Here is a 25,106-nt window from a genome sequence, read left to right as displayed (position 1 = left end):
GTACGTTCCAGCAAGCAGCCAGCAGAAGGAGCAGAAAGTGAACACCCACCTCAAACCGGAAGGCTATGAGGGCCTCAAGGCCGTCTTCTTTAATGGCACGCTGAAACCTTCTCCGCAGCTCAGCAACACGGATGGCCTCATTAAGATCAGTCGGGACATCATGGAGAAGCAGGGCGTCACTACCCGTCTTTTCCGGACGGTTGACCTTGATATTGCCAGTGGTGTGTATCCGGACATGCGCGAGCACGGCTGGAAGACCGATGAATGGCCGGAGATCTACCCTGAAGTCCGCGGCGCGGACATCGTCGTGATCGCCGGGCCTATCTGGTTGGGGGACAACTCGTCCCAAACCAAGAAGCTCATCGAACGCTTGTACGCACATTCGGGCGAGCTCACCAGCAACGGCCAATGGGCGTTCTACCCCAAGGTGGGCGGTTGCCTCATCACAGGCAACGAGGACGGAATCAAGCACTGTTCCATGAATGTGCTGTACAGCCTCCAACACATCGGCTTCACCATTCCTCCACAGGCCGACGCCGGGTGGATCGGTCCGGTGGGGCCCGGGCCCAGCTATCTTGATGAAGGATCAGGCGGGCCGGAGAGTGATTTTACTAACAGGAACACCACCTTCATGACGTGGAACCTGCTCCACATGGCCAAACTCCTGCGGGATGCCGGGGGAATCCCTGCCTACGGCAACCTGCCGGAGGAATGGAAGGCGGGCACCCGATTCGATTTCGAAAACCCGGAATACCGCTGATACCGGAATACCCCTGAGCCGCAAGGACTTCTACTACATATGACTTACAAGAGCCCCCTGTTGTCGCGCCCTGGCGCTGTTGAAGATACCGGCCTCGACGCCGGCGTAGCGGCCCACTACGGTGAACCGCTGCGGGAGCAGCGCGCCCTGGCAACCGGTACCGCCGTCGTGGACCTTTCGCACCGTGGCGTGGTGACCGTGGCCGGTCCGGATCGGCTCAGCTGGCTCAACACGCTCTCGTCACAGCAGCTCACCAACCTTCAGCCCGGCGTCGCCAGTGAACTGCTGCTGCTCAGTGTCCAGGGTCGCATCGAGTTTGATGCCCGCGTCATTGACGACGGCGGCACTACGTGGCTGATCGTGGAGACCGCCGAGGCGGGTCCCTTGGCCGAGTGGTTGAACAGGATGAAGTTCATGCTCCGCGTTGAGATCGCGGACGTTTCCGAGCAATGGGCGGTGGTGGGTGCCACCAAGCCCGTGGAACAGCTTTCCGCCAGCTTGGTGTGGGAGGATCCGTGGCCGCACGTCAGCCCTGGCGGCTATGCCTACAGCGTCGTCCCCGAGGAATCGCATCCCGGCCTCGAGCGCCCCTGGTTTGAGTACCTTGTCCCGGCCGCCGATCTCGAACAATCCGTGGAAGGTCTGCCTTTGGCAGGTGCCATGGCGGCGGATGCGTTGCGTGTTGCTGCGTGGCGGCCCCGCTTGGGTGCCGAAACTGATGAGAAGACCATTCCTCATGAGCTTGATCTCTTGAGGACCTCCGTGCATCTGAACAAGGGCTGTTACAAGGGCCAGGAGACCATAGCGCGCGTCCACAACCTCGGCCATCCGCCACGGCGGCTGGTGTTCTTGCAGCTTGATGGCTCACAACACACGTTGCCGGCTGTTGGCAGTGTTGTATTTGCCGGGGAGCGCAAGGTAGGTACGCTGACATCGGTGGCGCAGCACTTTGAGATGGGGCCTGTTGCTTTGGCCGTGATTAAGCGGTCCATTTCGGCGGAGGAAACCCTGACGGTGATGGACGGTGAAGAGCCTTACATCGCAGCCCAGGAAGTGATCGTCGCCCCCGACGCCGGCCAGGTTGTCGGGCGCCAGACCGGATTCCTGAAGGGACCCCACCGATGAGCCAAGATGCAGGACCCGACGACGAAACGTTGGCCCTGGCCCACGCACTGTTTGATGCTGCCCGCGAAGGTGACACTGAACTTCTGCGTGGTTACTTGAATGCCGGCGCGCCTGCCACGTTGACCAACGCCGCCGGCGACTCCCTCCTGATGCTGGCCGCCTATCACGGGCACGAGGAAGCTGTGCAGCTCATCCTCCATCACGGTGCGGACGTCAATGCCGCCAACGACCGCGGTCAGACACCACTCGCCGGTGCCGTCTTCAAGGGGTACACCGGTGTCGCCCGGGTTTTGCTGGATGCTGGAGCGGATCCCGACGCCGGAACGCCCTCCGCGCGCGACGCCGCCACTATGTTCGCCAGGTCGGAGATTCAAGCCCTGCTGGGCTGACGCAGCCAAATACAGGAACGGCCCGGTCGCTTGGCGGCCGGGCTTTCTTGCGCCCGGATACTCCACGTGGAATAGTTGTTGTGGAATATTTGATCCGGAAGGGGGTTGGTGTGCCCAAGGTCGCTGACTTGACCCCTCTCGGTGTCGCCTCACTGGCGCTCCTCGCGGAGGAGCCCATGCATCCTTACGAGATGTACCAGTTGCTGATGGCCCGTCACGAAGACCGCTTGGTGAAAGTTCGCCCCGGCACCCTCTATCACGCCATGGGCCGGCTCGAGGAAAACGGGCTGGTCGAGGCCATGGGAACAAAGCGCGAAGGCAACCGTCCCGAACGGACCACCTACCGGATAACCTCCGCCGGGCATGTTGCCCTCGACGCGCGGCTCCAGGCCATGCTCTCCACGCCCGTCAACGAATACCCCGTCTTTCCCCACGCGATCGCCGAGGCCCACCACCTGCCTGCGGCTGTGGTGATGGAGCTGTTGGAGGAGCGGCTTGTAGCCCTGAAGGCCGATCTCGACTTCCTCGTGAATGCCGAGGCCACCGTCACGGCCAAGGGGCTGGACCGCAAGTACTGGATCGATATCGCGTATCAACAAGCAATGCGCCGAACTGAGATCGCGTGGATCCGCGGTCTCCTTGAGGAGTTGGACAACGGGCATCTGCCCTGGGATGAACCCCGGCCAGCTCCAACCGAACTTTCAGACAAGCCAAAGGAATCCCTTGGAAAACGTAGCTAAGCCGTGGCCCGCGCTGTGGTCACTCGTGGTGGGTTTCTTCATGATCCTCATCGACACCACCATTGTGTCGGTCGCGAACCCGCGGATCATGGAGGGCCTCAACACGGACATCAACGCCGTCATCTGGGTCACCAGCGCCTACTTGCTGGCCTACGCCGTGCCCTTGTTGATTACGGGCAGGCTGGGTGACAGGTTTGGGCCCAAGAACCTGTACCTGATCGGCCTCGTGGTCTTCACCCTCGCATCGCTGTGGTGCGGCCTGTCCGGCGATGTCACCATGCTTATCGCAGCCCGTGCCGTCCAAGGCCTGGGTGCAGCCATGATGACGCCTCAGACCATGGCAGTGATTACGCGCATCTTCCCGCCTGACCGCCGTGGTGCCGCCATGGGACTGTGGGGTGCCACCGCCGGCATGGCAGTGCTCGTGGGCCCGATTCTTGGCGGCGTCCTGGTGGACAGCCTTGGGTGGGAGTGGATCTTCTTCGTCAACGTTCCCATCGGCATCGTGGCGTTCATCCTGGTGACGCGTTTCGTTCCCAAACTGACCACGCACAGCCATACTTTCGACGTCGTGGGCGTGGTGCTGTCCGCCGTCGGTATGTTCCTGTTGGTCTTTGGCATCCAGGAAGGACAGACCTACAAGTGGGGAACGGTCACCGGCTTCGTTTCCGTCTGGGGCCTGATCATCACCGGGCTCGTGGTCCTGGTTCTCTTCGTCGTTTGGCAGTGGCTTCTTGAACGCCGCGGCGGAGAGCCCCTTCTGCCCCTGGGCCTGTTCAAGGACCGGAACTTCTCCCTGGGTAACTCCACCATCATGGCTGTTGGCTTCACGGTGACCGCGTTCCCGCTGCCCACCATCTTCTACTACCAGACCGTCCGCGGCCTGACCCCAACCCAGTCGGCGCTGCTCATGATTCCCATGGCGGTTATCTCAGGCGCACTTGCTCCGTTCGTGGGCAAGCTCATTGATCGTGCCAACCCGCGGTACTTCGCGTCCTTCGGTCTTGTCTGCATGGCTGGAGCGCTGTTCTGGACCGCGGCCTTGCTGGGGCCGGACACCCCCATTTGGATGTTCCTGCTCCCCAGCGCCCTGCAGGGCGTCGCCAATGCCTTCATCTGGGGCCCCGTGTCCAACGCGACCACCCGCAACCTGGAACCGCGCCAAGCCGGTGCGGGTTCGGGCGTCTTCAACACCACGCGCCAAATCGGTGCCGTCCTTGGTTCGGCTGCCATTGCTGCCCTGATCCAGTCGCGGCTCGCCGCGGAGTTGCCCGCTGCTCCGGCCGGGGCTCCTGTGGGTGAAGCCTCCATGAGCGGAGTGTTGCCGGAGGCGCTCCACGCGGGATTCTCGACGGCGATGAGCCAATCCATCTTGTTGCCCGCCTGCGCGATTCTGCTGGGAGCCGTGGTGGCATTGTTCTTTGGTAAGCCGAAGTCGGTGGCCGGTTGGGGCGGAGAAGCCTCTGGAGTACCGGCCGTGCAGGAAACTGTCGGCAAGTAGCCCGGCCCGCCGCAGGACCAGCCCATCTTTAGGCTGGTCCGGCGCTGTTGTAGTGCAGGATCAGTCAGCCACTGGGTTAGAGCTGGGCTGGTTCGGTTCGCCTTCGGCCGCCGACGGTCTCCGTCAGCCGAGGTGGACGCTCGCGTGGAGCCCGCCCGTGGCAAAACCAAGGCTGCGGGCCATCGCGAGCGCACCGGTGTTGCTGACATCTGCCTGCCATTGGAGAGTCAGGCCGGATGCCAGGGCTTCGTGTGCAGCGATGGAAGCGGCCAAAGTGCCCAAGCCCCGCCGCCGCCAGGGAGGCGCAACCAGAACGCCCATATTGGCCAGGATGCCTTCCCACTCGGAGTAGGCGCCGCATGCCACGGGCGTGGGCTGATCTTCTTCGGGATGCATGATGGTAAATCGATGCTCGAGCCCTTGAAGGCCCACCTCATTGACGTCATCCGGGGGGCACAAGCTTTCCAGGCCGATGGCTTCGGGGTTCCCCTGCGAAACCGTGAGGTCCTCCGAGGGTTGCTGAAGCGGGAGATCATCTGCAAAGAACAATGCTGCGGATCCAAGCCCGTGTCCGCCGTGTGATCGCGTGATGGTCAGTAGTGTCACATGTTGAGCGAGCTCGGTATCGGGGATGGATGCGGCTGCATCAAGTGCCCACTGCGGTCCCACCAGCGCCGAGACGCCAAAGAGGCGAAGAAATACCAAAGTCCGTGCCGAGTCAACCACCCGGGTAATGCGGTTGCCGAGCTCGCCCGGGTCTGCCTCGGATGTGGTGAGCCGGGCAGCTGCGGTGGCGAAAGCGTCGTCGTCGAGCCCCAAACGACGAGCCCACGCCAGCTGGATAATGGCAGCGGACGTGGGCTCTAGAGTCATGGATTCAGCCTAGCCGACTAGCCGAAGAGCACAGACGCTTCGTCGTAGCGGTGTTGCGGCACGGTCTTGAGCTTGCCCAAGGCTTCCTCGAATCCCACGTGGGAGATGTCCGTTCCCTTCAAGGCCACCATGGTGCCCCAGCGGCCTTCCACCACGGAGTCGATCGCGGCCATGCCCAGGCGCGTCGCCAGAACGCGGTCGTAGGCGGTGGGAACGCCACCACGCTGGATGTGGCCGAGGATGGTGGCGCGGGTTTCGATTCCCGTGCGTGCCTCAATCTCGGGAGCCAGCTGGTCAGCAATGCCGCCAAGGCGGGGCCGGCCGAACGTGTCCAGGCCGCGCTCGGAGTGCGGGGATTCCATGTGATCCGGAACGAAGCCCTCGGCAACCACCACCAGCGGCGCACGGCCACGGTCGTGGGCTTCCTGGACCCATTCGGTGATCTGCTCGATGCTGGCCTTCTGCTCGGGGATCAGGATGGCGTGCGCGCCCGCAGCCATGCCGGCGTGCAGTGCGATCCAGCCGACGTGACGTCCCATCACTTCGGCGATCATGCAACGGTGGTGGGATTCGCCGGTGGTCCGGAGGCGGTCGATTGCCTCAGTGGCAATCTGGACGGCGGTATCGAATCCGAAGGTGTAGTCGGTGGCATCGAGGTCGTTGTCCACGGTCTTGGGAACTCCGACGATTTTCAGGCCTGCATCGGTGAGGCGCTTGGCAGCAGCCAGTGTGCCTTCGCCGCCGATTGCGATGATGGCGTCAATACCCAGGCGTTCCATGTGGGCTTTGATGACGTCAGGGCCGCCGCCGTTCTCGAACGGGTTGGTGCGGGAGGTGCCCAGGATGGTTCCACCCTGCTTGGCAATACCACGGACCATGGTGCGGGGAATGTCGATGACATCACCTTCAACCACACCACGCCAGCCGTCACGGAAGCCCACAAATTCCTGGCCGTGGATGGCGATGCCCTTCAGGACAGCTCCGCGGATCACTGCGTTGAGGCCGGGGCAGTCGCCACCGCTGGTAAGAATGCCAATTTTCATGTTTGCTCACTCATGGCTTGGAGGAATACGTGCAGAGCGCCACGCTGAGCTCCCCATGATTGTAGACGGGCATGTGGGGTGGGACACAAACGGTTACTTTTCAACCCGGCGGTGCGGTATTGGAAACCTGGCTGAAAACACGGCAGAAGCGCCCCACCAACCGGCGGGGCGCTTCTGCTGTGTTGCCGGTAGTTACCGGGAACGCTGGCTGATGAAGGACTCGAGTGCGATCTTATTGTTCTGGTCCGGCAAGATCAGCCAGCCCAGGATGTAGACCACAAAGGCGGGACCGGGCAGCAGGCAGAAGAGCAGGAAGGCTACCCGAACGTACGCTACGTCTACCCTGAGCTTTGCTGCGATCCCTCCGCAGATGCCGCCGATCCAGCGTTGCGGACCACGCTTCAGGCCGAAGCCCCTGACGATGCTGAAGAACTTGTCCATGGCTACAGACTTCCCTGTTGTGGTTGCTTTGTCACTTCGTGGTGGCTGCTTTTTTGGAACCCTTGCGGGCTGAGAGGAGCCCACCGACCACCAGCGCGGCTCCAGCTCCGATCATGAGCCCGATCAGGACGTACGTACCGTTCAGCGTCACCCAGCCGAGCGTGGAGATAACTATCAAGGCGGCCAGGGCGATCACAATCAACCCCCACACTACGGTTCCGATCCTGGCCTGCTGTGGTTCGTCGTTGTCAATATGTTCTGCCTTGAAGCTGGGCTCCAACGGTGGGGTGAGCGGGATTTGCTGGAGGCCCGGTTTGGGCAGGGCCTCCGTGGGGCGGGTTCCCTTGGGCAGTGGCTCGGTGGGATGCGTCTGCCTGGTGACTGGCTGTGTCGGCTGGGCCTCGTGGGCGCTGCCTGGCTCGTTCATGCTCATGTCAGTTTCCTTCCTGGATGGTCACGTTGCTGAACGTGCCGTCGATTTCCACCACGAGGTTGGCTCCGGGCTTTTCGGTGTTGTACAGCGTCCGGTCGTCCTGGAGACGGCCGCCGCGGTCCGCACCGCGTTCGTTGAGGTTGCCGAAGGTCATGTCGGCCCTTACCTCCACAGGGACGTCGTCGGGAATGATGACGGTGACATTGCTGGCAGTCGCGTCAACGGGAATGGTGACCTCGGAGATCAAGGGCGCCTTCAGGGACATCTCGCTCAGGTCCAACTGCCCTTGCCCGCCGGTGACGTTGATGCCGAGCCGTGCCTGCTCCAGGCTGGTAGGTGCCCAATTCACGTCATGGAACGTGAAGCGGTCTCCGTTCCTGGGAACCACGTTGAAGATTCCACCGATGATCAGGGCAACCACTGCGAGGAAGCCGAGGAACCCTGACGTCCGGCCGCGGAGTCCCGCCACGAGGATGCCCAGGCCCAGGACCGCGGCACCGGTTGCCCACACCACTGCGTTGGCCGAGTTGCCCAGATCAATGACGTTCCCGGCGTCGAGCGCTTTCAACGTGCCGCCGGCCAGCAACGCAGCGCCGGCAGAGACTGCGACGATTGCAGGACCAGGGCCCTTTCGCTTGGGCGCTGCCGGCTTCGGCTGCCAGGACTGCGGGGGAGTGGGTCCGTACGGCGGGCGGGGACCGGAGGGCGCCGAGGGGCCGGAAGGGTTGAAGGGGCCCGACGGCGGAACCGGGCCGGAGCCGTAGCCGCCGGCGGGGTTGGGCCGTCCCTGGTGCTTGACGCCTGGTGCAGCCGCACCGTAAACAGGCACGCCGGTGTTGGTGCCAGCGGTGGTAGTGGATGCATAGGACGGGGGCGTCCCGTAACCAGTGTTGCCGCCGGGGCTGGCCGCATAGTTTTGCTGTCCCATGGAGGGTGTTCCCTTCGACGCCTTATTGCGCTGGACCAGGAAGTAGATGAGGTAGAAGACGCCGCCCATCCAGAAGAGCGTCCAGAACAGGCCCGGAAGTCCGTCCCAGCCCCAGCCCCAGAATCCGCGGCCCAGTCCCGGCAGGCCGATGATGGTGGTTATCAACGCTCCGGTCATGCCCCCGGACCATCGGCCCGCAGCAGCTTCCTGGACGTGGATGCGGCCGTCCGGCTCGGGCAGGAGCGCCCAGGCCACGCCGTAGAGAAGTACGCCTACACCGGCAAAGAGTGCCAGGACGATGAAGATGCCCCGGACGATCAGCGGGTCGATCCCGAATCGGTGGGCAATGCCGCTTGCGACGCCGCCGATCCAACGGTCCGGTCCACGGCGGACGCCCTGGTTGCGGATCCAGTCGAAGAAGTTCGTCGGGGATGCGACGGGGGCCTCGCCGGCCGGTGCGTAGCTGCCGCTTGCGGGACCAGCGCCCGCAGAAGCGCCGGCAGTGGGCTCGCCCTGTGCCCCGGAAGCGGATCCGGCGGAGCCGGTGGAAGTGCCAGGATTGGCGCTCGAGCCGGTTGCGCCGGCGGTGCCAGGCGTTCCGGGTTCCTCTGGATTCATGCTGTTCGCGTTCATACTTCGATCCTGCCGCCTCGGCTATGGTGCCCTCTACTGGGGGATACCCTGAATGATCCCTGAGAGACCCCCGAACAACGCTGGTTCCCGGTCCGGGGCACCCTGATCCGTGTTTGGATTGGTACATGACAACCGCTGTACAACGCCCCGCGCTGGTCCGCAGCAGCGACCGCATGATCGCAGGCGTCTGCAGCGGACTGGCCGACCATCTGGGCTGGCCCGTCAAATTCATCCGGCTCGGCATGATCCTGGCCTGTTTCGCCGGCGGGGCCGGCGTGGCCTTTTATGCATGGCTGTGGACCATGGTTCCCACCGCGGATGAGAGCGCCAAGCGCAATGCCCGCCGGCCGGCGTCGCCCATTGCTCCCGCAGTGAGCCTGCCGCCCACCGCGGCGACGCCTGCCCGTGCGTCAACAGCGTACGACGCCGGCCTGTCGCCGGCGGTGCGCGGAGTACCGGCTGCTTCTGGTGCTTCAGCCCCGGGCGGCCAAGCGTCCGGCTCCACCCACGGGGCTGGATCCGCTTCCGGCTTCGGTGCCACTTCCGCGGACGACTGGTGGGGCGGCAGTGCGTTGGCCTCCTGGTTCTCGTTCCGCAAGATCCAGTACGGCAAGGAAATATTGCTCGGCGCGGCCCTGCTCCTGGTAGCCGCCATCCTGATTGCACGCCAGTTCGGCGTGGATGTTCCCCTGGGGACGCTCATTCCTGCCGCGGCCATTCTGGGTGGTGCGGCGATTGCCTGGATGCAGCTCGATGAAACTCGCAGGGCAGGCCTGGTGGACAAGACAAAGGCCGACCAAGCAGGAGGATGGGTCCGCCTCGCGGCTGGCCTGGCCCTGGTGGTGGCAGGCGTCCTGGTGATGGTGTCCGGATCGGGCTCGTGGGAGCAAACCTGGTTGGCGTTGCTGGCATCCGTGGCAGTGCTTGGCGGTGTTGCCTTGGTACTGCTGCCGTGGGGCCTGAAGTTTTGGAAGGACCTGGAAACCGAACGGGCGGGCCGCGTCCGTGAGACAGAGCGTGCTGAGATCGCTGCCCACTTGCATGACTCCGTACTCCAGACACTCGCCCTCATCCAGCGCCGGGCCGGTTCTGAACAGGATGTGGTGCGGCTGGCAAGGGCACAGGAGCGCGAGCTCCGGGCCTGGCTCTTCAGTGATGCTGCCAGGGAATCCGGCCTCCTTGCTGACCGGATCAAGTCCGTGGCTGCGGAAGTTGAAGACTCCCACGGCCATGCGGTTGAGGTGGTGACCGTGGGCGATACCCAGATGACGGATAGGCATGACGCCTTGGTCCAGGCCGCCAGGGAAGCCATGTTCAACGCCGCCCGGCATGGTGGTGGGACAGTATCCGTGTATCTGGAGAGCACCGCGGGAAGCACGGAGGTCTTTATCAAGGACCGTGGCCCGGGCTTTGACCTCGACGCTGTTCCGGACGACAGGCTGGGCGTGAAGGAATCGATCATTGGCCGGATGAAGCGCCACGGTGGTAGCGCAGTGATCACCAGCAGCAGTGACGGAACGGAGGTCCGCCTGACCCTTCCGTCCGCAACCGTGGATGCCGGGGACCAGCGGAACAATGATGTACGGAATGGAGAAGCGAAGCAATGAATACCAACCCTGACAGTGGTGCGGGACGCAGGGTACGTGTGGTGATCGTGGATGACCATACGATCTTCCGTTCCGGCCTCAAAGCCGACCTCGACGAGCGCATGGACGTGGTGGGAGAGGCCGGAACGGTGGAGCAGGCCATTGCGGTGATCGCGGAGTCACGCCCTGAGGTAGTGCTCCTGGACGTACACCTGCCCGGAGGCCTGGGCGGTGGCGGCCGTGAGGTCATCGCCGGATCTTCGGCCCTGTTGGGCACCACGAGCTTCCTGGCGCTCAGTGTCTCCGATGCCGCCGAGGACGTGGTCTCGGTGATCCGTGCCGGCGCCCGAGGCTACGTCACCAAGACCATTTCCGGCAAGGAGATTTCCGATGCCGTGATCCGGGTGGCCGATGGCGATGCCGTGTTCTCGCCAAGGCTGGCAGGCTTCGTGCTGGACGCGTTCGGAACTGCTCCAGCGGACATCGCGGACGACGAACTGGACAAGCTTTCCGCCCGCGAACTCGAAGTCATGCGGCTCATCGCCCGCGGGTACAGCTACAAAGAGGTAGCCAAGGAGCTCTTCATTTCCATCAAGACCGTGGAAACGCATGTGTCGGCGGTCCTGCGGAAGCTGCAGCTCTCCAGCCGGCACGAACTCACCAAATGGGCTGCCGAACGCCGCCTCCTCTGACGCTCTCTCACCTCCCGCTGGCTTGCGGCGGACGCTCCTCCACCTCCCACGCCTTAAACGCAAACGCTCCTCCACCTGTCACGGTGGAAGAGCGTTTGCGCTGGCTGTTTGTTACTTGGCCTTGCCCAGGAATTCCTGGATCCGGCGGACGCCCTCGGCGAGGTCCTCGTCGCCCAGTGCGTAGCTGAGGCGGACGTAACCGGAGGGACCGAATGCCTCGCCCGGAACCACAGCCACTTCAACCTCGTCGAGGATGAGCGTGGCGAGTTCAGCCGAAGTCTGCGGCCGGACCGGACCGTTGGAGGTCTCAAATTCCTTGCCCAGCAGGCCGCGGACGTCCGCGTAGACGTAGAAGGCGCCGGTCGGCGTCGGGCATTCAACGCCTTTAATCGCGTTCAAGCCGGCGACGATTGCCTTGCGGCGGCGGTCGAAGGCCACCTTCATCTCGTCGACGGCGGTCAGCGGTCCCGTGAGGGCAGCGGCAGCGGCGATCTGCATGATGTTGGAGACGTTCGACGTCGCGTGCGACTGGAGGTTGGTGGCCGCCTTGATGACGTCGGCAGGGCCGATCATCCATCCCACGCGCCAACCGGTCATGGCGTAGGTCTTGGCCACACCGTTGAGGATGACCACTTTGTCGCCCAGTTCCGGAGCGGCAGTGGCGATGGAGGTGAACTCGACGCCGTCGTAGGTGAGGTGCTCGTAGATCTCGTCGGTAACAACCCAGAGACCCTTGGATGCGGCCCACTTGCCGATCTCCGCAACCTGCTCGGGGCTGTAAACCGCACCCGTGGGGTTGGACGGGGAGACAAACAGCAGGATCTTGGTCCTGTCCGTCACCGCAGCTTCAAGCTGTTCGATGGTCACGAGGTAGCCCTGTTCGGGACCGGCGAAGACCTCAACAGGCACGCCGCCGGCAAGGCGGATGGCCTCCGGATAAGTGGTCCAGAAGGGGGTGGGGATGATGACTTCGTCGCCCGGGTCAACCAAGGTTGCGAAGGTGTTGTAGACGGCCTGCTTGCCGCCGTTGGTCACCAGGACCTGGGAAGGATCAACCTTGTAGCCGGAGTCCCGCAGGGTCTTCTCTGCAATGGCCTTCTTCAGCTCGGGCAGGCCGCCCGCGGGGGAGTAACGGTGATACTTCGGCTGGCTGGCCGCTTCAATGGCTGCCTGGACGATGTAGTCGGGGGTGGGGAAATCGGGTTCACCGGCACCGAAACCGATCACGGGACGTCCCGCGGCCTTCAGTGCCTTGGCCTTGGCGTCAACGGCAAGGGTGGCGGACTCTGCGATGGCGGAGATTCGCTGTGAAATGCGGGCGGTAGTTGTTCCGGCTGACATCTATGTACCGTTCTTCGCAGGCAGCTCGTGGGCTGGATGATGGGATTCGACGTAAACTACCTTATGCTGTTCTGCGGAGCTCCCGGGTGCCTGCAGAACTTTGTGACTGATAATGCTGGTCACAGGCTTTTTGGGCGGGGAGGTCCGGAATCGGGCCGGTTCGACTATCGCGAAATTCTTGCGTAGACTGGTTCACCGGTGTTGAAAAGCACCACAGGCTGAAGTGCGGCCTGAAACATGGATTCAATCCATAGGGTAGTGGCGCAATTGGTAGCGCAGCGGTCTCCAAAACCGCAGGTTGCAGGTTCGAGTCCTGTCTGCCCTGCGCAAGCTGTTCCGGCGGAAACGCCGGAGCACGCGCAGCAACCATGGCTCTGATCAGAGTCGGGTCAACGACTTTGCAAGGTGAGTGAGGACCAGGTGACCGAAACAGCTGCCAGCAGCTCGAAGGGCCGTCCCGCCAAGAAAGCCGATCGCGGTTTCTTCGCCCGAATTGCACTCTTCGTCCGCCAGGTCATTGGTGAACTGAAGAAGGTCGTTGCTCCAACCCGCAAGGAACTGATCAACTACACGCTCGTGGTGCTGGTGTTCGTGGCCATCATGATGCTCATCGTCACTCTGCTGGATCTGGCTTTCGGCACGGGAGTCAGCTGGGTCTTCGGTGGGTCAGGCGCTACGGACCGCTAAGCGGATCTGTCCGCAAACTGTGTGAAACTCCTTGTTGATTCAGGGATTTTGCGGGGTTTGCGGAATTGAGCCATTTAAATAGGCATGTTAGGCAATGAGGAAGCAGGAGACCAAGTGTCTGAGCAGGAGCTCGAGGTAAACGAGACTGAACTGGGCGAATCCGCCGAGGACTCAGCCGACGCCACGGCAATTGTCGTGGAAGAGTCCGAGGTCGATTCTGCTGCGCCCGAATCTGCCGACGCCGACGATTCCGAAGAGGATTTCGAAGCTGATGTGGACGCCGAGTCTGATGACGCGTCCGGTGATGTTGCCGATGAAGACGACGCTTCGGAAGAGTCCGACGGCGACGAGCTGGCAGCCGCTGCTGCAGCAGCGCCGGTCGATCCGGCCGAAGAGTTCAAGGGCAAGCTGCGCCGCCAGGAAGGTGACTGGTACGTCATCCACTCCTACGCCGGTTACGAGAACCGCGTAAAGGCCAACCTTGAGACCCGCATCCAGACCCTGGACATGGAAGATTACATCTTCGAGATCCAGGTGCCCATGGAAGAGGTCGTCGAGATCAAGAACGCGCAGCGCAAGGTCATCAACCGCGTGCGCATTCCCGGCTACGTCCTGGTCCGCATGGACCTGACCGACGCATCCTGGGGTGCCGTTCGTCACACACCAGGTGTCACCGGATTCGTGGGTAACGCCCACAACCCTGTCCCGCTGCGGCTCGATGAGGTCTTCTCCATGCTCGCCCCGGTCTTCGAAGAAGAGCAGGCAGAGCAGGGCAAGCCCGTCAACAAGCAGAACCAGGCTCCCGTGGCCGTCGACTTCGAGGTCGGCGAGTCGGTCATCGTCAAGGAAGGTCCGTTCGAGACCCTCCCGGCTACGATCTCCGAGATCAAGCCCGAGTCCCAGACCCTGGTGGTTCTGGTCTCGATCTTCGAGCGCGAAACCCCGGTAACGCTCGCCTTCAACCAGGTCACCAAGATCTAGCTGATTCCAAAATTTCGCTCCAGTCCTGCCTGCTTAGCAGTTCGGGAGCGGCCGGCCGCCTCGCCATGGCGGCCACCAACCTGGGACGCGCTCCTGTGTCCCAGGAAGCTATTGAGAGAAGGACCCTACATTGGCTCCCAAGAAGAAGGTCACCGGCCTCATCAAGCTGCAGATCCAGGCAGGTGCCGCTAACCCGGCTCCGCCGATCGGTCCTGCGCTTGGCCAGCACGGTGTCAACATCATGGAATTCTGCAAGGCGTACAACGCTGCAACGGAATCCCAGCGCGGAAACGTTATCCCGGTTGAAATCACGGTTTACGAAGACCGTTCCTTCACCTTCATCACCAAGACCCCGCCGGCTGCAGAGCTCATCAAGAAGGCTGCAGGCGTTGCCAAGGGTTCGGCTACCCCGCACACCGTCAAGGTTGCCAAGCTGACCCAGGCACAGGTTGAGGAAATTGCTTCCACCAAGATGGAAGACCTCAACGCCAACGACATCAAGGCTGCTGCCCTGATCATCGCCGGCACCGCCCGCTCCATGGGCATCACCGTAGAAGGCTAGTAACCTTCGAAGGCCCTTGTGGCCTTCACCCGCCGGGCAACCGGCATCTGAAACATTGAAATGTCGCAGGATCCTTGCCGGATCCGCGGCTTGTGGCAGGGCCCAGCGCGGTCCGCAGACCACAACTGCACAAGGAGAAATAGCAGCATGGCAAAGCGCAGCAAAGCATATGAGGCAGCCGTAGCCAAGATCGAGGCAGACAAGGTCTACGCCCCGATCGAGGCCATCACCCTCGCGAAGGACACCAATCCTTCCAAGTTCGACGCAACCGTTGAGGTCGCTTTCCGTCTGGGCGTTGACCCGCGTAAGGCTGACCAGATGGTTCGTGGCACCGTCAACCTGCCCCACGGCACCGGTAAGACCGCCCGCGTCCTCGTTTTCGCAACCGGCGACAAGGCTGAAGCAGCAATCGCTGCCGGCGCCGACTTCGTTGGTTCCGATGACCTGATCGAAAAGATCGCAGCCGGCTGGACCGACTTCGACGCCGCAGTGGCAACCCCTGACCTCATGGGCAAGGTTGGCCGTCTGGGTAAGGTCCTCGGACCGCGTAACCTGATGCCGAACCCGAAGACCGGTACGGTTACCCCGGACGTCACCAAGGCTGTCAACGACATCAAGGGTGGCAAGATCGACTTCCGCGTCGACAAGCACTCCAACCTGCACTTCATCATCGGCAAGGTGTCCTTCGACATCAACAAGCTGGCCGAGAACTACGCAGCTGCACTGGAAGAGGTGCTTCGTTTGAAGCCGTCCGCTTCCAAGGGCCGCTACATCCAGAAGGCTACCGTTGCCACCACGTTCGGTCCGGGCATCACCGTTGACCCGAACGTCACCAAGGTCCTCGTCGACGCGTAAGCTTCGCGGGCACTTGCTCTGATAAAAGGACCGTCCGGCTCTGCCGGGCGGTCCTTTTTCTTGCCCTTTTGCCTGTTCACCAGCAGTGGTGCGCCGTAGGATTTGGTGCGTGTCGTCGTCGAACTCCTCCGCCCTCGCCGGGTTGTCCGTAGAACGGATTACGGTCCCCACAAGCCCTGACGCGACGGGGGCGCCCGATTTCCTCGCCTTCCATGAACTGGACGTTGCCCATCACCTGGATCTCTGGGGCAATCTGGACCGTTGCTCCACTCTGGCCGAAGCTGTCCTCTTCTGGCAGGGCAATGCGTACGAAGAGCGGCAGGTCTTCCTTGCTCGCCTCCAGGGGACCGTGGTGGGCAGCGGAACGCTGACATTGCCGCTGAGTGAAAACACGACGACGGCGGGTGTGGACGTCCTGGTGGACGCCGGCTATCGCCGCCGCGGCATTGGGACAAGGATCCTCGAGCTGCTGGAGAAGCTGGCCCGCGAACGGGACCGTGTTTCCTTTGATGCGTTTTGCGCCGAGCCAATCAAACTCCTCATCCCGGGCAGTGAGTTGCTGGAGGCAAAGTCCGGCACGGGTGGTGTCCCACTGGAATCTGCCTCCACCGGGTTTGCCCTCCATCACGGTTACTCGCTGGAGCAGGTTGAAACCAACAGCACGCTGGCCGTCCCGGTCCGCAAAGAGCTCCTGAAGGACCTTGAAGAGCAGGCGATGAGGCGGGCAGCAGGCTACAGCTTCATCGGGTGGCAGGACCGCTGCCCTGACGAGCTCGTGGACGTCTTCGCCAAGCTCAAAAGCCTGATGAGCACTGAGGTGCCCATCGCAGGCCTCGGCTGGGAGGGCGAGGAGTGGGATGCCAACCGTGTCCGTGTGGAGGAAGCCACGTGGCTGGCAGGTGGCGTAGCTTCCACGGCAGCGGTTGCCCGCCACGACGCCACAGGGGAGTTGGCGGCATACACCATCCTCACTCACCGCGAGGCCACCCCGGGCATGGTGTACCAAGAGGATACGTTGGTTGCTCCTGGGCACCGCGGGCACGGCCTTGGGATGCTGGTCAAGATTGCCAATCTTCGCCGTATTGAGGAGCTTTGGCCTGCCGCCACGTCGGTGATGACGTGGAACGCCAATGAAAACCAGCATATGCTGGCCATAAATATCGCCTTGGGGTTCGAGCCTTCCGGCTTTGACGGCGAATGGCAGAAACGGCGGGAATGACTGTAGACGAGACGAACACCGTTCAAGTCGAGCAGCTGTGGGTGCCTGACACCTTGGACAGCCCCGATGCCGCTGATTTCCTGGATGCCGTGGAAGTAGGGCGCCGGGTACGCATGGAGACCTGGGGGAGTGACGACCTCGCCTATACGCCGTTGGAAAAGCTGTTGGAGCTTTCTGACCCCTATGAGCGCCAGGTCATTCTGGTGGCAAAAGTGAATGGCGTCATTGTGGGTACGGTGGACATCGCCTTGCCCCTGGCGGACAACCTGGACCTGGCGGAGTTCACCTTGGACATCCTGCCCGAGTTCCAGGGGCAGGGCGTCGGACGTCAGTTGCTGGAGGCCGCGGAGCAACTCGCCCGGGCTGAGGGCCGCATCATGGCGTTGGTGGATACGAATCATCCGGCAACGTCACTCACTGAGATACCCGAGGACCAGTTGATCCCGGGCAGCGGCGCAGGTTTTGTGCCAGTGAGCAGCAGGGAGGTGGACTTCGCCAAACGGGCCGGGTACACCCTCCAGCACATTGAACAGTTCAGCTCATGCGTGCTTCCCCTGGATTCCAAACTGGTGGGGGATCTGCAGCTTGAAGCAGAAGAGGCCAACGGCGGCCGGTACACCCTGCACCACTGGACGGACCGTTGCCCCGAAGCTTGGCTGGAAGCCGTTGCCGCGCTGGAGAACGCGGCTGGCGAAGTGGTCAGGGACGAGGGAGACGAGGACGCGCCTGAAGTTGAAGCGAGCGGAATGGTTTTCGATGAAGCTGTTCTGCGAGAAACCGAGAACGCCGCTTTGGCGCAGGGGCGACGCACCGTGGTGACCGCCGTCGAGCATATCGAGAGCGGACGCCTGGTGGGCCTGACCACCATCAGTGTTCTTGCGCACCGCCAGGACGTGGTTTTCCAAGACGATACTTTGGTCCTGCAGGAACACCGGGGCAACAAGCTCGGCTTGCTGATCAAGGTTGCCAATATGGAACGGCTGAGCGAGCAGTTCCCGGACGCCCGCGTCATCTATACATGGAACGCGCCGGAGAACAGGTACCTCCTGACCGTGAACAAGCAGTTGGGCTTTACCACTGCGGGCGTCACTGGACTGTGGCAGAAGGAACTTCCGGGCAGGTTGTCGGGAGCAACGTCCTCAGACTAGGCAGGGCCGATTTGGTTTGCCGAACACTCTCCCGTAACCTTGAATTACCAAAGACCGTCGGTTGATGGGAATCCACTCTTTCGAGCATGGCTCAATTCTGTAGCTGCGCCCTTGAGGCAAAAGTGAATTCCTTGACGAAGGACCCTGAACATAGGGCGGCCGGCGCAGGTGAACGAAGCAAGTCTCCACGGATAAAACTGTGTTGAGCCAAGCCCCGTGCATCTGCGCGGGGCGTTTTTTAGTTTTAGCTCTCGTGAGCGGGGACCCGGAAGACCGGCTTTATTCCCCGGAAGGAGGGTTATGACAACGCCTAGCAAGATCTCCGCAGTTGCAGAGATCACCAACGATTTCAAGGAATCGAACGCGGCTGTCCTGACCGAATACCGCGGGCTCACTGTTGCACAGCTCAAGGAACTGCGTGTTGCGCTCGGCCAGGACACCAAGTTCTCGGTCGTCAAGAACACCCTGAGTGCCATTGCAGCCAAGGAAGCTGGAGTTGAAGCATTCAACGATCAGCTCGCCGGCCCTACTGCAATCGCCTTCATCAAGGGTGACGCTGTTGCTGCTGCCAAGAGCCTGACGGACTTTGCCAAGGCCAACAAGCAGCTGGTTATCAAGACCGGCGTCTTCGAAGGCAAGGCATTGGACGCAGCAGGAGTTGCCGCACTGGCAGCCCTCGAGTCCCGCGAGCTGCAGCTTGCACGTGTTGCTGGTGTCCTCAAGGCTCCCGCATCCGCTGCTGCACGCATCATCGACGCTCTGCGCCTCAAGCTTGAAGAAGAGGGCGGCGCATCTGCACCGGCCGCTGAAGAAGCTCCGGCCGCTGAAGAGGCTGCTGCTGAAGAGGTTGCGGCTCCGGCCGAAGCCGCTGAAGCTGCAACCGAAGAGAACTAAGTTCTCCCCTCAATCAAAATCTGGTGCATGGACCGGTTTAGCCCGGATCTGCACCAACTAATGGAAGGACGCCACCATGGCGAAGCTCAGCAACGAAGAGCTCATTGAAGCTTTCAAGGAACTGACCATCATCGAGCTCTCCGAGTTCGTCAAGCTCTTCGAAGAGACCTTCGAAGTTACGGCTGCTGCTGTTGCAGTTGCTGGCCCCGCTGCCGGCGGTGCTGCTGAAGCTGCTGAAGAGAAGACTGAATTTGACGTCATCCTCGAAGCTGCTGGCGACAAGAAGATCGCAGTGATCAAGGAAGTTCGCGCCATCACTTCCCTCGGCCTCAAGGAAGCCAAGGATGTTGTTGACAGCGCACCGAAGGCTGTTCTCGAAGGCGCCACCAAGGAAGCTGCCGAGAAGGCAAAGGCTCAGCTCGAAGAAGCTGGCGCCACGGTTACCCTCAAGTAACTCGTCTTGCTTGTGGAAGCCCCGTCCGGTTCGCCGGGCGGGGCTTCCTGCGCTTAATGCACCCAAGGTTTAATGCACCCAAGTGGGTCGCAGTTGAGGTCGTTCCGAGCTGTCAGAACGGCCTCAACTGTCACTCAGTTGGGCTCGCTGATGTCCGCCACTATCGCGCCCAGGGCCGCGGTGAGTGCATCCGCATCCACGAACGCGCTCCGTCCATGTGCCCCGGCACCCATGGAAATGCGACGCCCGGTAACCGTGGAGTCGGCGTACACGGGCCAAGGGGTGGTGCTGCCGAGCGGCGTAATGGTGCCTCGTTCATAGCCGGTGGCGGCCAAGGCAACGTCTGCAGGCGGGAGTGAGAGCTTATTGACACCCACCAAGGCACGTAGCTTGGGCCATGAGATCTGGCGATCGCCTGGGATGAGCGCGAACAGGAAGCTGCCGTCGCGGTGCTTGACCACCAACGACTTCACGATGTCGGCCGGGCTGATGCCCAGGATGCCGGCAGCTTCTTCAAGGCTCCGCGCAGCAGGGCGCTCGACGACGTCCACGTCCAGTCCGCGCGCGGCGGCATCAGACAGGAACCGCTCGGCTCCCTCGGTAGTAGCTTCAGTCATGCCGACTCCTTTCAGTCGCGGTACAGGAGGAGGGCTTCACCCTGACCTCCGCCTCCACAGAGGGAGACGGCCGCTTTTCCGGTTCCCCTGCGCTTAAGCTCGTGCGCGGCGTGCAACGCGAGCCGTGCACCGGACGCCCCAATCGGGTGGCCCAAGGCGATGGCGCCGCCATGGATGTTGCACTTCTCCAGGGGATAGTGGAGATCCTTGAGGGACTGTACGGCCACTGAGCCGAAAGCTTCGTTGATTTCGATGAAGTCCAAGTCCTCCGCTGTCCAGCCCGCTCGTTTCAGGGCCTGCGCAATGGCGTTCGACGGCTGGGAATGAAGCGAGTTGTCAGGCCCTGCAACCTGTCCGGGCTTGCCAACAACGGCAAGGTAGTCCAGCCCGTTGTCCTTGGCGAACCGGCGACTGGTCAGCACCAGTGCGGAGGCGCCGTCGGACAGGGGAGAGGAGTTGCCGGCCGTGATCGTGCCGTCGGTGGCGAAGGCCGCCTTGAGCGGTGCCAGCGTCTCCACCGTAGTGTTGGGCCTGACGCCCTCATCCGTGGTGAGCACCAGGGGATCGCCCTTGCGCTGCTTGACGCTTACCGGAGCGATTTCGACGTCGAAGGTTCCGTCTGCGATGGCGGCAGCGGCGCGCTGGTGCGAGGCCGCAGCGACTTCGTCCTGGGCCTTGCGGTCAATGCCGAGGGTGACGTTCTTCGTTTCGGTGGACAAGCCCATGGACTGTCCGTCGAAAGCATCGGTGAGGCCATCGTGGGCGGCGACATCCAGCGCCTGGATGGCTCCGTACGTCCAGCCTTGGCGGGATCCCGGGAGGAGGTGCGGAGCCCTGGTCATGGATTCCTGTCCGCCGGCAACAACTACTGTGGCATCACCGCTGCGGATCATGCGGGCGGCATCAATGACTGCGGTGAGCCCGGAGAGGCAGACCTTGTTGATGGTGACAGCGGGGATGTTCCAACCAACACCGGCGGCGATGGCGCTTTGCCGGGCCGGATTTTGTCCCGTGCCTGCCTGAAGCACCTGGCCCATGATGACAGCGTCCACCTGTTCGGCTTTGACCCCGCTGGCCGCCAACGCTGCGGTGATGGCATGAGCGCCAAGGTCGACGGCGGTGAATCCCGCCAATTGTCCGTTGAGCCGACCCTGTGGGGTGCGGGAAGCAGCAAGGATGACAACGTCATTGTCGTCAGCGGAGTTGGTCATGGTCTCTCTTCCGATCCGGGAGTGGTGTAGCAAGGCTATCGCGGAGCGCGCTGCGGCCCACCACTTCAACAATTGTGCCGTTGGTCCCATTCCTTGGCCGGTCTTCCCGCCTTCCGCGCGGATTTCCGGGGGAATTTCCCGGGCATTGGTGCCTGCAGCAACCGTGCTTGCAATCACGGACGATCTGGGGTAGACAGAAAGGCTGCATTGCCGTATCGTAGATATTTGCGTCTTCCCTGTTAACCTTCAGCCTTCATATAGCGGTGGGCTTTACCTCTCAGCTGCGTCCTTGACGTGCCGTTCCTACAACGTGCACGGTCATAAGCGGACTGGGTCCGGGTCATATAGCGGAACCGGAACAAGTATTCTGCGGAGCACTCTGCAGAATGCAAACGGGGGAGATCTGAAAACGCCTGAAGGTCTGTGGAAGGATCCCTCTTGGTCGCCTCGAGCACCTCTAATAACGAAACCGCTAACACGGCAAGCACCGATGGTGCCACCCGCCGCCTCTCATTCGCAAAGATTCACGAACCCCTTGATGTTCCGAATCTTCTCGCCCTGCAGACAGACAGCTTTGACTGGCTGGTCGGAAACGAACGCTGGCAGGCGCGGGTAGCGAAGGCTGTCGAGGAGGGCGACCTCAGCGTCGCCACCAGCTCCGGACTTGCCGACATCTTCGAAGAGATCTCCCCCATCGAGGACTTCCAGGGCACCATGTCCCTGAGCTTCTCGGAGCCGGAGTTCGCTGACCCGAAGTACACCATGGCCGAATGTAAAGACCGTGACGCCACTTACTCGGCACCGCTGTATGTCAAGGCCGAGTTCATGAACAACAACACGGGCGAAATCAAGCAGCAGACCGTGTTCATGGGCGACTTCCCCCTCATGACTGAAAAGGGAACGTTCGTCGTCAACGGCACAGAGCGCGTCGTTGTCTCCCAGTTGGTCCGTTCGCCGGGCGCCTACTTTGAGCGCACCGCTGACAAGACCAGTGACAAGGACATCTTCACTGCGAAGATCATCCCGTCCCGTGGTGCATGGTTTGAACTCGAAATCGACAAGCGCGACCAGGTCGGCGTTCGCCTCGACCGTAAGCGCAAGCAGTCGGTCACGGTTCTCCTGAAGGCCCTCGGCTGGACCGAAGGCCAGATCCTGGAAGAGTTCGGTCAGTACGACTCCATGCGTGCAACGCTGGAGAAGGACGCCACCGAAACCCGCGAAGATGCGCTCTTGGACATCTACCGCAAGCTGCGTCCGGGCGAGCCGCCCACAGTTGAGGCTGCCCAGTCCCTGCTGGACAACCTGTACTTCAATGCCAAGCGTTACGATCTTGCCAAGGTTGGCCGTTACAAGATCAACCGCAAGCTCGGCATCGACCGCTCCCTTGGTGACAAGGAAGCCTCGGTCCTGCACGTTGAAGACATCGTTGCCATGATCAAGTTCCTCGTTGCGCTTCACGCCGGCGAGAAGACCCTCATGGGCAAGCGCGACGGCGAAGACCACGAGCTCCGCGTCGACGTCGACGACATCGACCACTTCGGCAACCGTCGCATCCGCGCCGTGGGCGAACTGATCGAGAACCAGGTCCGCACCGGTCTTTCCCGCATGGAACGCGTCGTTCGCGAACGTATGACCACGCAGGACGTCGAGGCCATCACGCCGCAGACACTGATCAACATCCGTCCCGTTGTGGCAGCAATCAAGGAGTTCTTCGGAACGTCCCAGCTGTCGCAGTTCATGGACCAGAACAACCCGCTCTCGGGTCTGACCCACAAGCGCCGCCTGTCGGCACTTGGCCCGGGTGGTCTGTCCCGTGACCGTGCAGGCATGGAAGTTCGAGACGTTCACCCGTCCCACTACGGACGTATGTGCCCCATCGAAACCCCTGAAGGCCCGAACATTGGTCTGATCGGCTCGCTGGCTTCCTACGGCCGCATCAACCCGTTCGGTTTCATCGAGACGCCGTACCGTCTGGTTGCCGAAGGCGTCGTTTCCGACGAGGTCCAGTACCTGACGGCCGACGACGAAGCAGAGGTCCTGATCGCACAGGCCAACGCTCCTCTGGATGCTGACAAGAAGTTCTCTGAAGAGACCGTCCTTGTCCGTGCCCGTGGTGGTGGAGGCGAGCCCGTTCTGGTTCCCGCTGCAGAAGTTCAGTTCATGGACGTTTCTCCGCGCCAGATGGTTTCCGTGGCAACCGCCCTGATTCCGTTCCTTGAGCATGACGATGCCAACCGTGCACTCATGGGTGCCAACATGCAGCGCCAGGCCGTGCCACTGGTCCGTTCCGAGGCTCCCTTCGTGGGCACCGGCATGGAGCGCGCAGCAGCCGTCGACGCCGGTGACGTTGTCATCGCGAAGAAGGCTGGCGTGGTTACCGAGGTTTCCGCTGAGCTCGTTGTGATGATCAACGACGACGGTACTGAGACCAACTACCGCATCAACAAGTTCGCCCGTTCCAACCAGGGCAACTGCTACAACCACCGCGTTCTGGTCAACGAAGGCCAGCGTCTGGAAGTTGGCGGCATCATCGCCGACGGTCCCGCAACGGACCAGGGTGAGCTTGCCCTCGGAAAGAACCTGCTCGTGGCATTCATGTCATGGGAAGGCCACAACTTCGAGGACGCCATCATCCTGTCCCAGCGCATCGTCGCTGAGGATGTTCTTTCCTCCATCCACATCGAGGAGCACGAAATTGATGCCCGCGACACCAAGCTTGGTGCCGAGGAAATCACGCGTGACATCCCCAACGTGTCCGAGGAAGTCCTTGCAGGCCTGGACGAGCGCGGCATCATCCACATCGGTGCCGAGGTTGAAGCTGGCGACATCCTGGTCGGAAAGGTCACCCCTAAGGGTGAAACCGAACTGACCCCGGAAGAGCGCCTCCTCCGCGCAATCTTCGGTGAGAAGTCCCGCGAAGTCCGCGACACCTCCCTGAAGGTGCCCCACGGCGAGTCCGGTACGGTCATCGGCGTGCGCGTCTTCGACCGCGACAACGACGACGAACTGCCCCCGGGCGTGAACCAGCTGGTCCGCGTCTACGTTGCAGCCAAGCGTAAGATCACCGACGGCGACAAGCTCGCCGGCCGTCACGGCAACAAGGGTGTTATCTCCAAGATCCTCCCGATCGAAGATATGCCCTTCCTTGCAGACGGTACCCCGGTGGACATCGTCCTGAACCCGCTTGGTGTTCCGGGTCGAATGAACGTTGGCCAGGTCCTGGAAACCCACCTCGGTTGGGTTGCCAAGACCGGTTGGAAGATCGAAGGCGAGCCGGAGTGGGTCAAGAACCTGCCCAACCTGCCCCGTGAAACCGGCCAGACCACCGTTGCCACCCCGGTGTTCGATGGCGCCCGCGAAGAAGAGATCACGGGCCTGCTTGACTCCACCAACGTGACTCGCGACGGCGACCGCCTGATCGACTCCTCCGGCAAGACCCGTCTGTTTGACGGCCGCTCAGGCGAGCCGTTCCCGGACCCGATCTCCGTCGGTTACATGTACATCCTGAAGCTCCACCACTTGGTGGACGACAAGATCCACGCGCGCTCCACCGGCCCGTACTCCATGATCACGCAGCAGCCGCTGGGTGGTAAGGCTCAGTTCGGTGGCCAGCGCTTCGGTGAAATGGAAGTGTGGGCGCTCGAAGCTTACGGTGCCGCGTACACCCTTCAGGAACTCCTCACGATCAAGTCGGATGACATCCATGGTCGTGTGAAGGTCTACGAAGCCATCGTCAAGGGCGAGAACATCCCTGAGCCTGGCGTTCCCGAGTCCTTCAAGGTCTTGATCAAGGAAATGCAGTCGTTGTGCCTGAACGTGGAAGTACTTTCCACCGACGGAACCACGATCGAAATGCGTGACTCTGATGACGCAGTCTTCACGGCTGCGGAAGAACTGGGCATCGATCTGTCTCGTGCAGAGCCCAGTTCCGTAGAAGAGGTCTAGCAGCTGTTCCGGCGGACAGAAACAACTTCTGTCCGTCGGAACAGCTCC

24 protein-coding genes and 1 tRNA gene are annotated in these 25,106 nt (G+C 62.1%); 17 read left to right on the top strand and 8 right to left on the bottom strand.

Annotated elements, in window-relative coordinates; all coding sequences use genetic code 11:
- The first annotated feature begins 37 nt into the window (after positions 1–37).
- The 5 genes from CQ020_RS00665 (at position 38) to CQ020_RS00645 (ending at position 4,515) form a co-directional block, all read left to right on the top strand.
- Complete coding sequence (locus CQ020_RS00665; RefSeq protein ID WP_105690104.1) at positions 38–760, top strand: flavodoxin family protein; 723 nt, start codon at positions 38–40, stop codon at positions 758–760.
- A gap of 39 nt (positions 761–799) precedes the next feature.
- Positions 800–1,885, top strand: coding sequence for a folate-binding protein YgfZ (locus tag CQ020_RS00660; protein WP_105690103.1), 1,086 nt, complete (start codon positions 800–802; stop codon positions 1,883–1,885).
- Positions 1,882–2,274, top strand: a complete 393-nt coding sequence (locus CQ020_RS00655) for an ankyrin repeat domain-containing protein (protein WP_105690102.1) — start codon at positions 1,882–1,884, stop codon at positions 2,272–2,274. The genes CQ020_RS00660 and CQ020_RS00655 overlap by 4 nt, the downstream gene beginning before the upstream one ends.
- A 110-nt stretch (positions 2,275–2,384) precedes the next feature.
- Positions 2,385–3,014, top strand: a complete 630-nt coding sequence (locus CQ020_RS00650) for a PadR family transcriptional regulator (RefSeq protein WP_105690389.1) — start codon at positions 2,385–2,387, stop codon at positions 3,012–3,014.
- A complete protein-coding gene (locus tag CQ020_RS00645; protein WP_105690101.1) occupies positions 2,998–4,515 on the top strand; it encodes a DHA2 family efflux MFS transporter permease subunit in 1,518 nt (505 codons plus the stop codon). The genes CQ020_RS00650 and CQ020_RS00645 overlap by 17 nt, the downstream gene beginning before the upstream one ends.
- 123 nt (positions 4,516–4,638) lie before the next feature.
- Here the strand turns inward: CQ020_RS00645 and CQ020_RS00640 are convergent, their stop codons facing one another.
- The 5 genes from CQ020_RS00640 to CQ020_RS00620 form a co-directional block, all read right to left on the bottom strand.
- Entirely contained in the window at positions 4,639–5,388 is a 750-nt protein-coding gene (locus CQ020_RS00640; protein ID WP_105690100.1) for a GNAT family N-acetyltransferase, read from the bottom strand.
- Positions 5,389–5,405: 17 nt separating this feature from the next.
- A complete protein-coding gene (locus tag CQ020_RS00635) occupies positions 5,406–6,431 on the bottom strand; it encodes a 6-phosphofructokinase (RefSeq protein WP_018776708.1) in 1,026 nt (341 codons plus the stop codon).
- Between the two features lie 192 nt (positions 6,432–6,623).
- Positions 6,624–6,872 carry a PspC domain-containing protein gene (locus CQ020_RS00630; protein WP_024817610.1) on the bottom strand — a complete coding sequence of 83 codons (249 nt, stop codon included), beginning with the start codon at positions 6,870–6,872 and terminating at the stop codon, positions 6,624–6,626.
- Positions 6,873–6,903: 31 nt separating this feature from the next.
- Positions 6,904–7,305: a hypothetical protein gene (locus CQ020_RS24685; protein WP_105690099.1), complete on the bottom strand. Its 402-nt coding sequence runs from the start codon at positions 7,303–7,305 to the stop codon at positions 6,904–6,906.
- A gap of 1 nt (position 7,306) precedes the next feature.
- Entirely contained in the window at positions 7,307–8,866 is a 1,560-nt protein-coding gene (locus CQ020_RS00620; protein WP_181151710.1) for a PspC domain-containing protein, read from the bottom strand.
- A 125-nt stretch (positions 8,867–8,991) separates the two neighbouring features.
- Between CQ020_RS00620 and CQ020_RS00615 the strand changes: the two genes are divergently transcribed.
- Together CQ020_RS00615 and CQ020_RS00610 are read left to right on the top strand one after the other, a co-directional pair.
- Positions 8,992–10,473, top strand: a complete 1,482-nt coding sequence (locus CQ020_RS00615; protein ID WP_105690098.1) for an ATP-binding protein — start codon at positions 8,992–8,994, stop codon at positions 10,471–10,473.
- Positions 10,470–11,144 (top strand): response regulator transcription factor, encoded by a 675-nt coding sequence (locus tag CQ020_RS00610; RefSeq protein WP_024817606.1) that lies wholly within the window; start codon positions 10,470–10,472, stop codon positions 11,142–11,144. The genes CQ020_RS00615 and CQ020_RS00610 overlap by 4 nt, the downstream gene beginning before the upstream one ends.
- Positions 11,145–11,255: 111 nt before the next feature.
- Here CQ020_RS00610 and CQ020_RS00605 read toward each other — a convergent pair whose 3' ends face one another.
- Positions 11,256–12,485, bottom strand: a complete 1,230-nt coding sequence (locus CQ020_RS00605) for a pyridoxal phosphate-dependent aminotransferase (protein WP_105690097.1) — start codon at positions 12,483–12,485, stop codon at positions 11,256–11,258.
- Between the two features lie 252 nt (positions 12,486–12,737).
- On the opposite strand from CQ020_RS00605, the gene CQ020_RS00600 reads away from it, so the two are divergent.
- From CQ020_RS00600 to rplL, 9 genes are all read left to right on the top strand, one after another.
- A tRNA-Trp gene (locus CQ020_RS00600) sits at positions 12,738–12,810 on the top strand.
- Positions 12,811–12,890: 80 nt separating this feature from the next.
- A complete protein-coding gene (secE, locus tag CQ020_RS00595; protein ID WP_024817604.1) occupies positions 12,891–13,172 on the top strand; it encodes a preprotein translocase subunit SecE in 282 nt (93 codons plus the stop codon).
- A gap of 114 nt (positions 13,173–13,286) precedes the next feature.
- Positions 13,287–14,153, top strand: a complete 867-nt coding sequence (gene nusG, locus CQ020_RS00590; RefSeq protein ID WP_062073196.1) for a transcription termination/antitermination protein NusG — start codon at positions 13,287–13,289, stop codon at positions 14,151–14,153.
- Positions 14,154–14,283: 130 nt separating this feature from the next.
- A complete protein-coding gene (rplK, locus tag CQ020_RS00585; protein WP_011775609.1) occupies positions 14,284–14,715 on the top strand; it encodes a 50S ribosomal protein L11 in 432 nt (143 codons plus the stop codon).
- 147 nt (positions 14,716–14,862) lie between these two features.
- On the top strand, positions 14,863–15,570 hold the full coding sequence (gene rplA, locus CQ020_RS00580) for a 50S ribosomal protein L1 (protein ID WP_024817602.1): 708 nt from the start codon (positions 14,863–14,865) through the stop codon (positions 15,568–15,570).
- Between the two features lie 109 nt (positions 15,571–15,679).
- Entirely contained in the window at positions 15,680–16,789 is a 1,110-nt protein-coding gene (locus tag CQ020_RS00575) for a GNAT family N-acetyltransferase (protein WP_105690096.1), read from the top strand.
- Complete coding sequence (locus CQ020_RS00570) at positions 16,768–17,937, top strand: GNAT family N-acetyltransferase (RefSeq protein WP_105690095.1); 1,170 nt, start codon at positions 16,768–16,770, stop codon at positions 17,935–17,937. The genes CQ020_RS00575 and CQ020_RS00570 overlap by 22 nt, the downstream gene beginning before the upstream one ends.
- Before the next feature lie 300 nt (positions 17,938–18,237).
- Positions 18,238–18,831: a 50S ribosomal protein L10 gene (rplJ, locus tag CQ020_RS00565; protein WP_011775605.1), complete on the top strand. Its 594-nt coding sequence runs from the start codon at positions 18,238–18,240 to the stop codon at positions 18,829–18,831.
- A gap of 76 nt (positions 18,832–18,907) precedes the next feature.
- Entirely contained in the window at positions 18,908–19,285 is a 378-nt protein-coding gene (gene rplL, locus CQ020_RS00560; RefSeq protein ID WP_024817599.1) for a 50S ribosomal protein L7/L12, read from the top strand.
- Between the two features lie 134 nt (positions 19,286–19,419).
- Here rplL and CQ020_RS00555 read toward each other — a convergent pair whose 3' ends face one another.
- Together CQ020_RS00555 and CQ020_RS00550 are read right to left on the bottom strand one after the other, a co-directional pair.
- Positions 19,420–19,902 carry an aminoacyl-tRNA deacylase gene (locus CQ020_RS00555; protein WP_105690094.1) on the bottom strand — a complete coding sequence of 161 codons (483 nt, stop codon included), beginning with the start codon at positions 19,900–19,902 and terminating at the stop codon, positions 19,420–19,422.
- 11 nt (positions 19,903–19,913) lie between these two features.
- Complete coding sequence (locus tag CQ020_RS00550; protein WP_105690387.1) at positions 19,914–21,113, bottom strand: acetyl-CoA C-acetyltransferase; 1,200 nt, start codon at positions 21,111–21,113, stop codon at positions 19,914–19,916.
- Positions 21,114–21,551: 438 nt separating this feature from the next.
- Between CQ020_RS00550 and rpoB the strand changes: the two genes are divergently transcribed.
- Entirely contained in the window at positions 21,552–25,058 is a 3,507-nt protein-coding gene (gene rpoB, locus CQ020_RS00545) for a DNA-directed RNA polymerase subunit beta (RefSeq protein WP_105690386.1), read from the top strand.
- The last annotated feature ends 48 nt before the right edge of the window (positions 25,059–25,106 follow it).

This window comes from Arthrobacter sp. MYb23, from assembly GCF_002979775.1.
Taxonomy (GTDB): Bacteria; Actinomycetota; Actinomycetes; order Actinomycetales; family Micrococcaceae; genus Arthrobacter.
The sequence above is the reverse complement of the archived record's forward strand: the minus strand, read 5'-3'. Positions and strand labels throughout refer to the sequence as shown.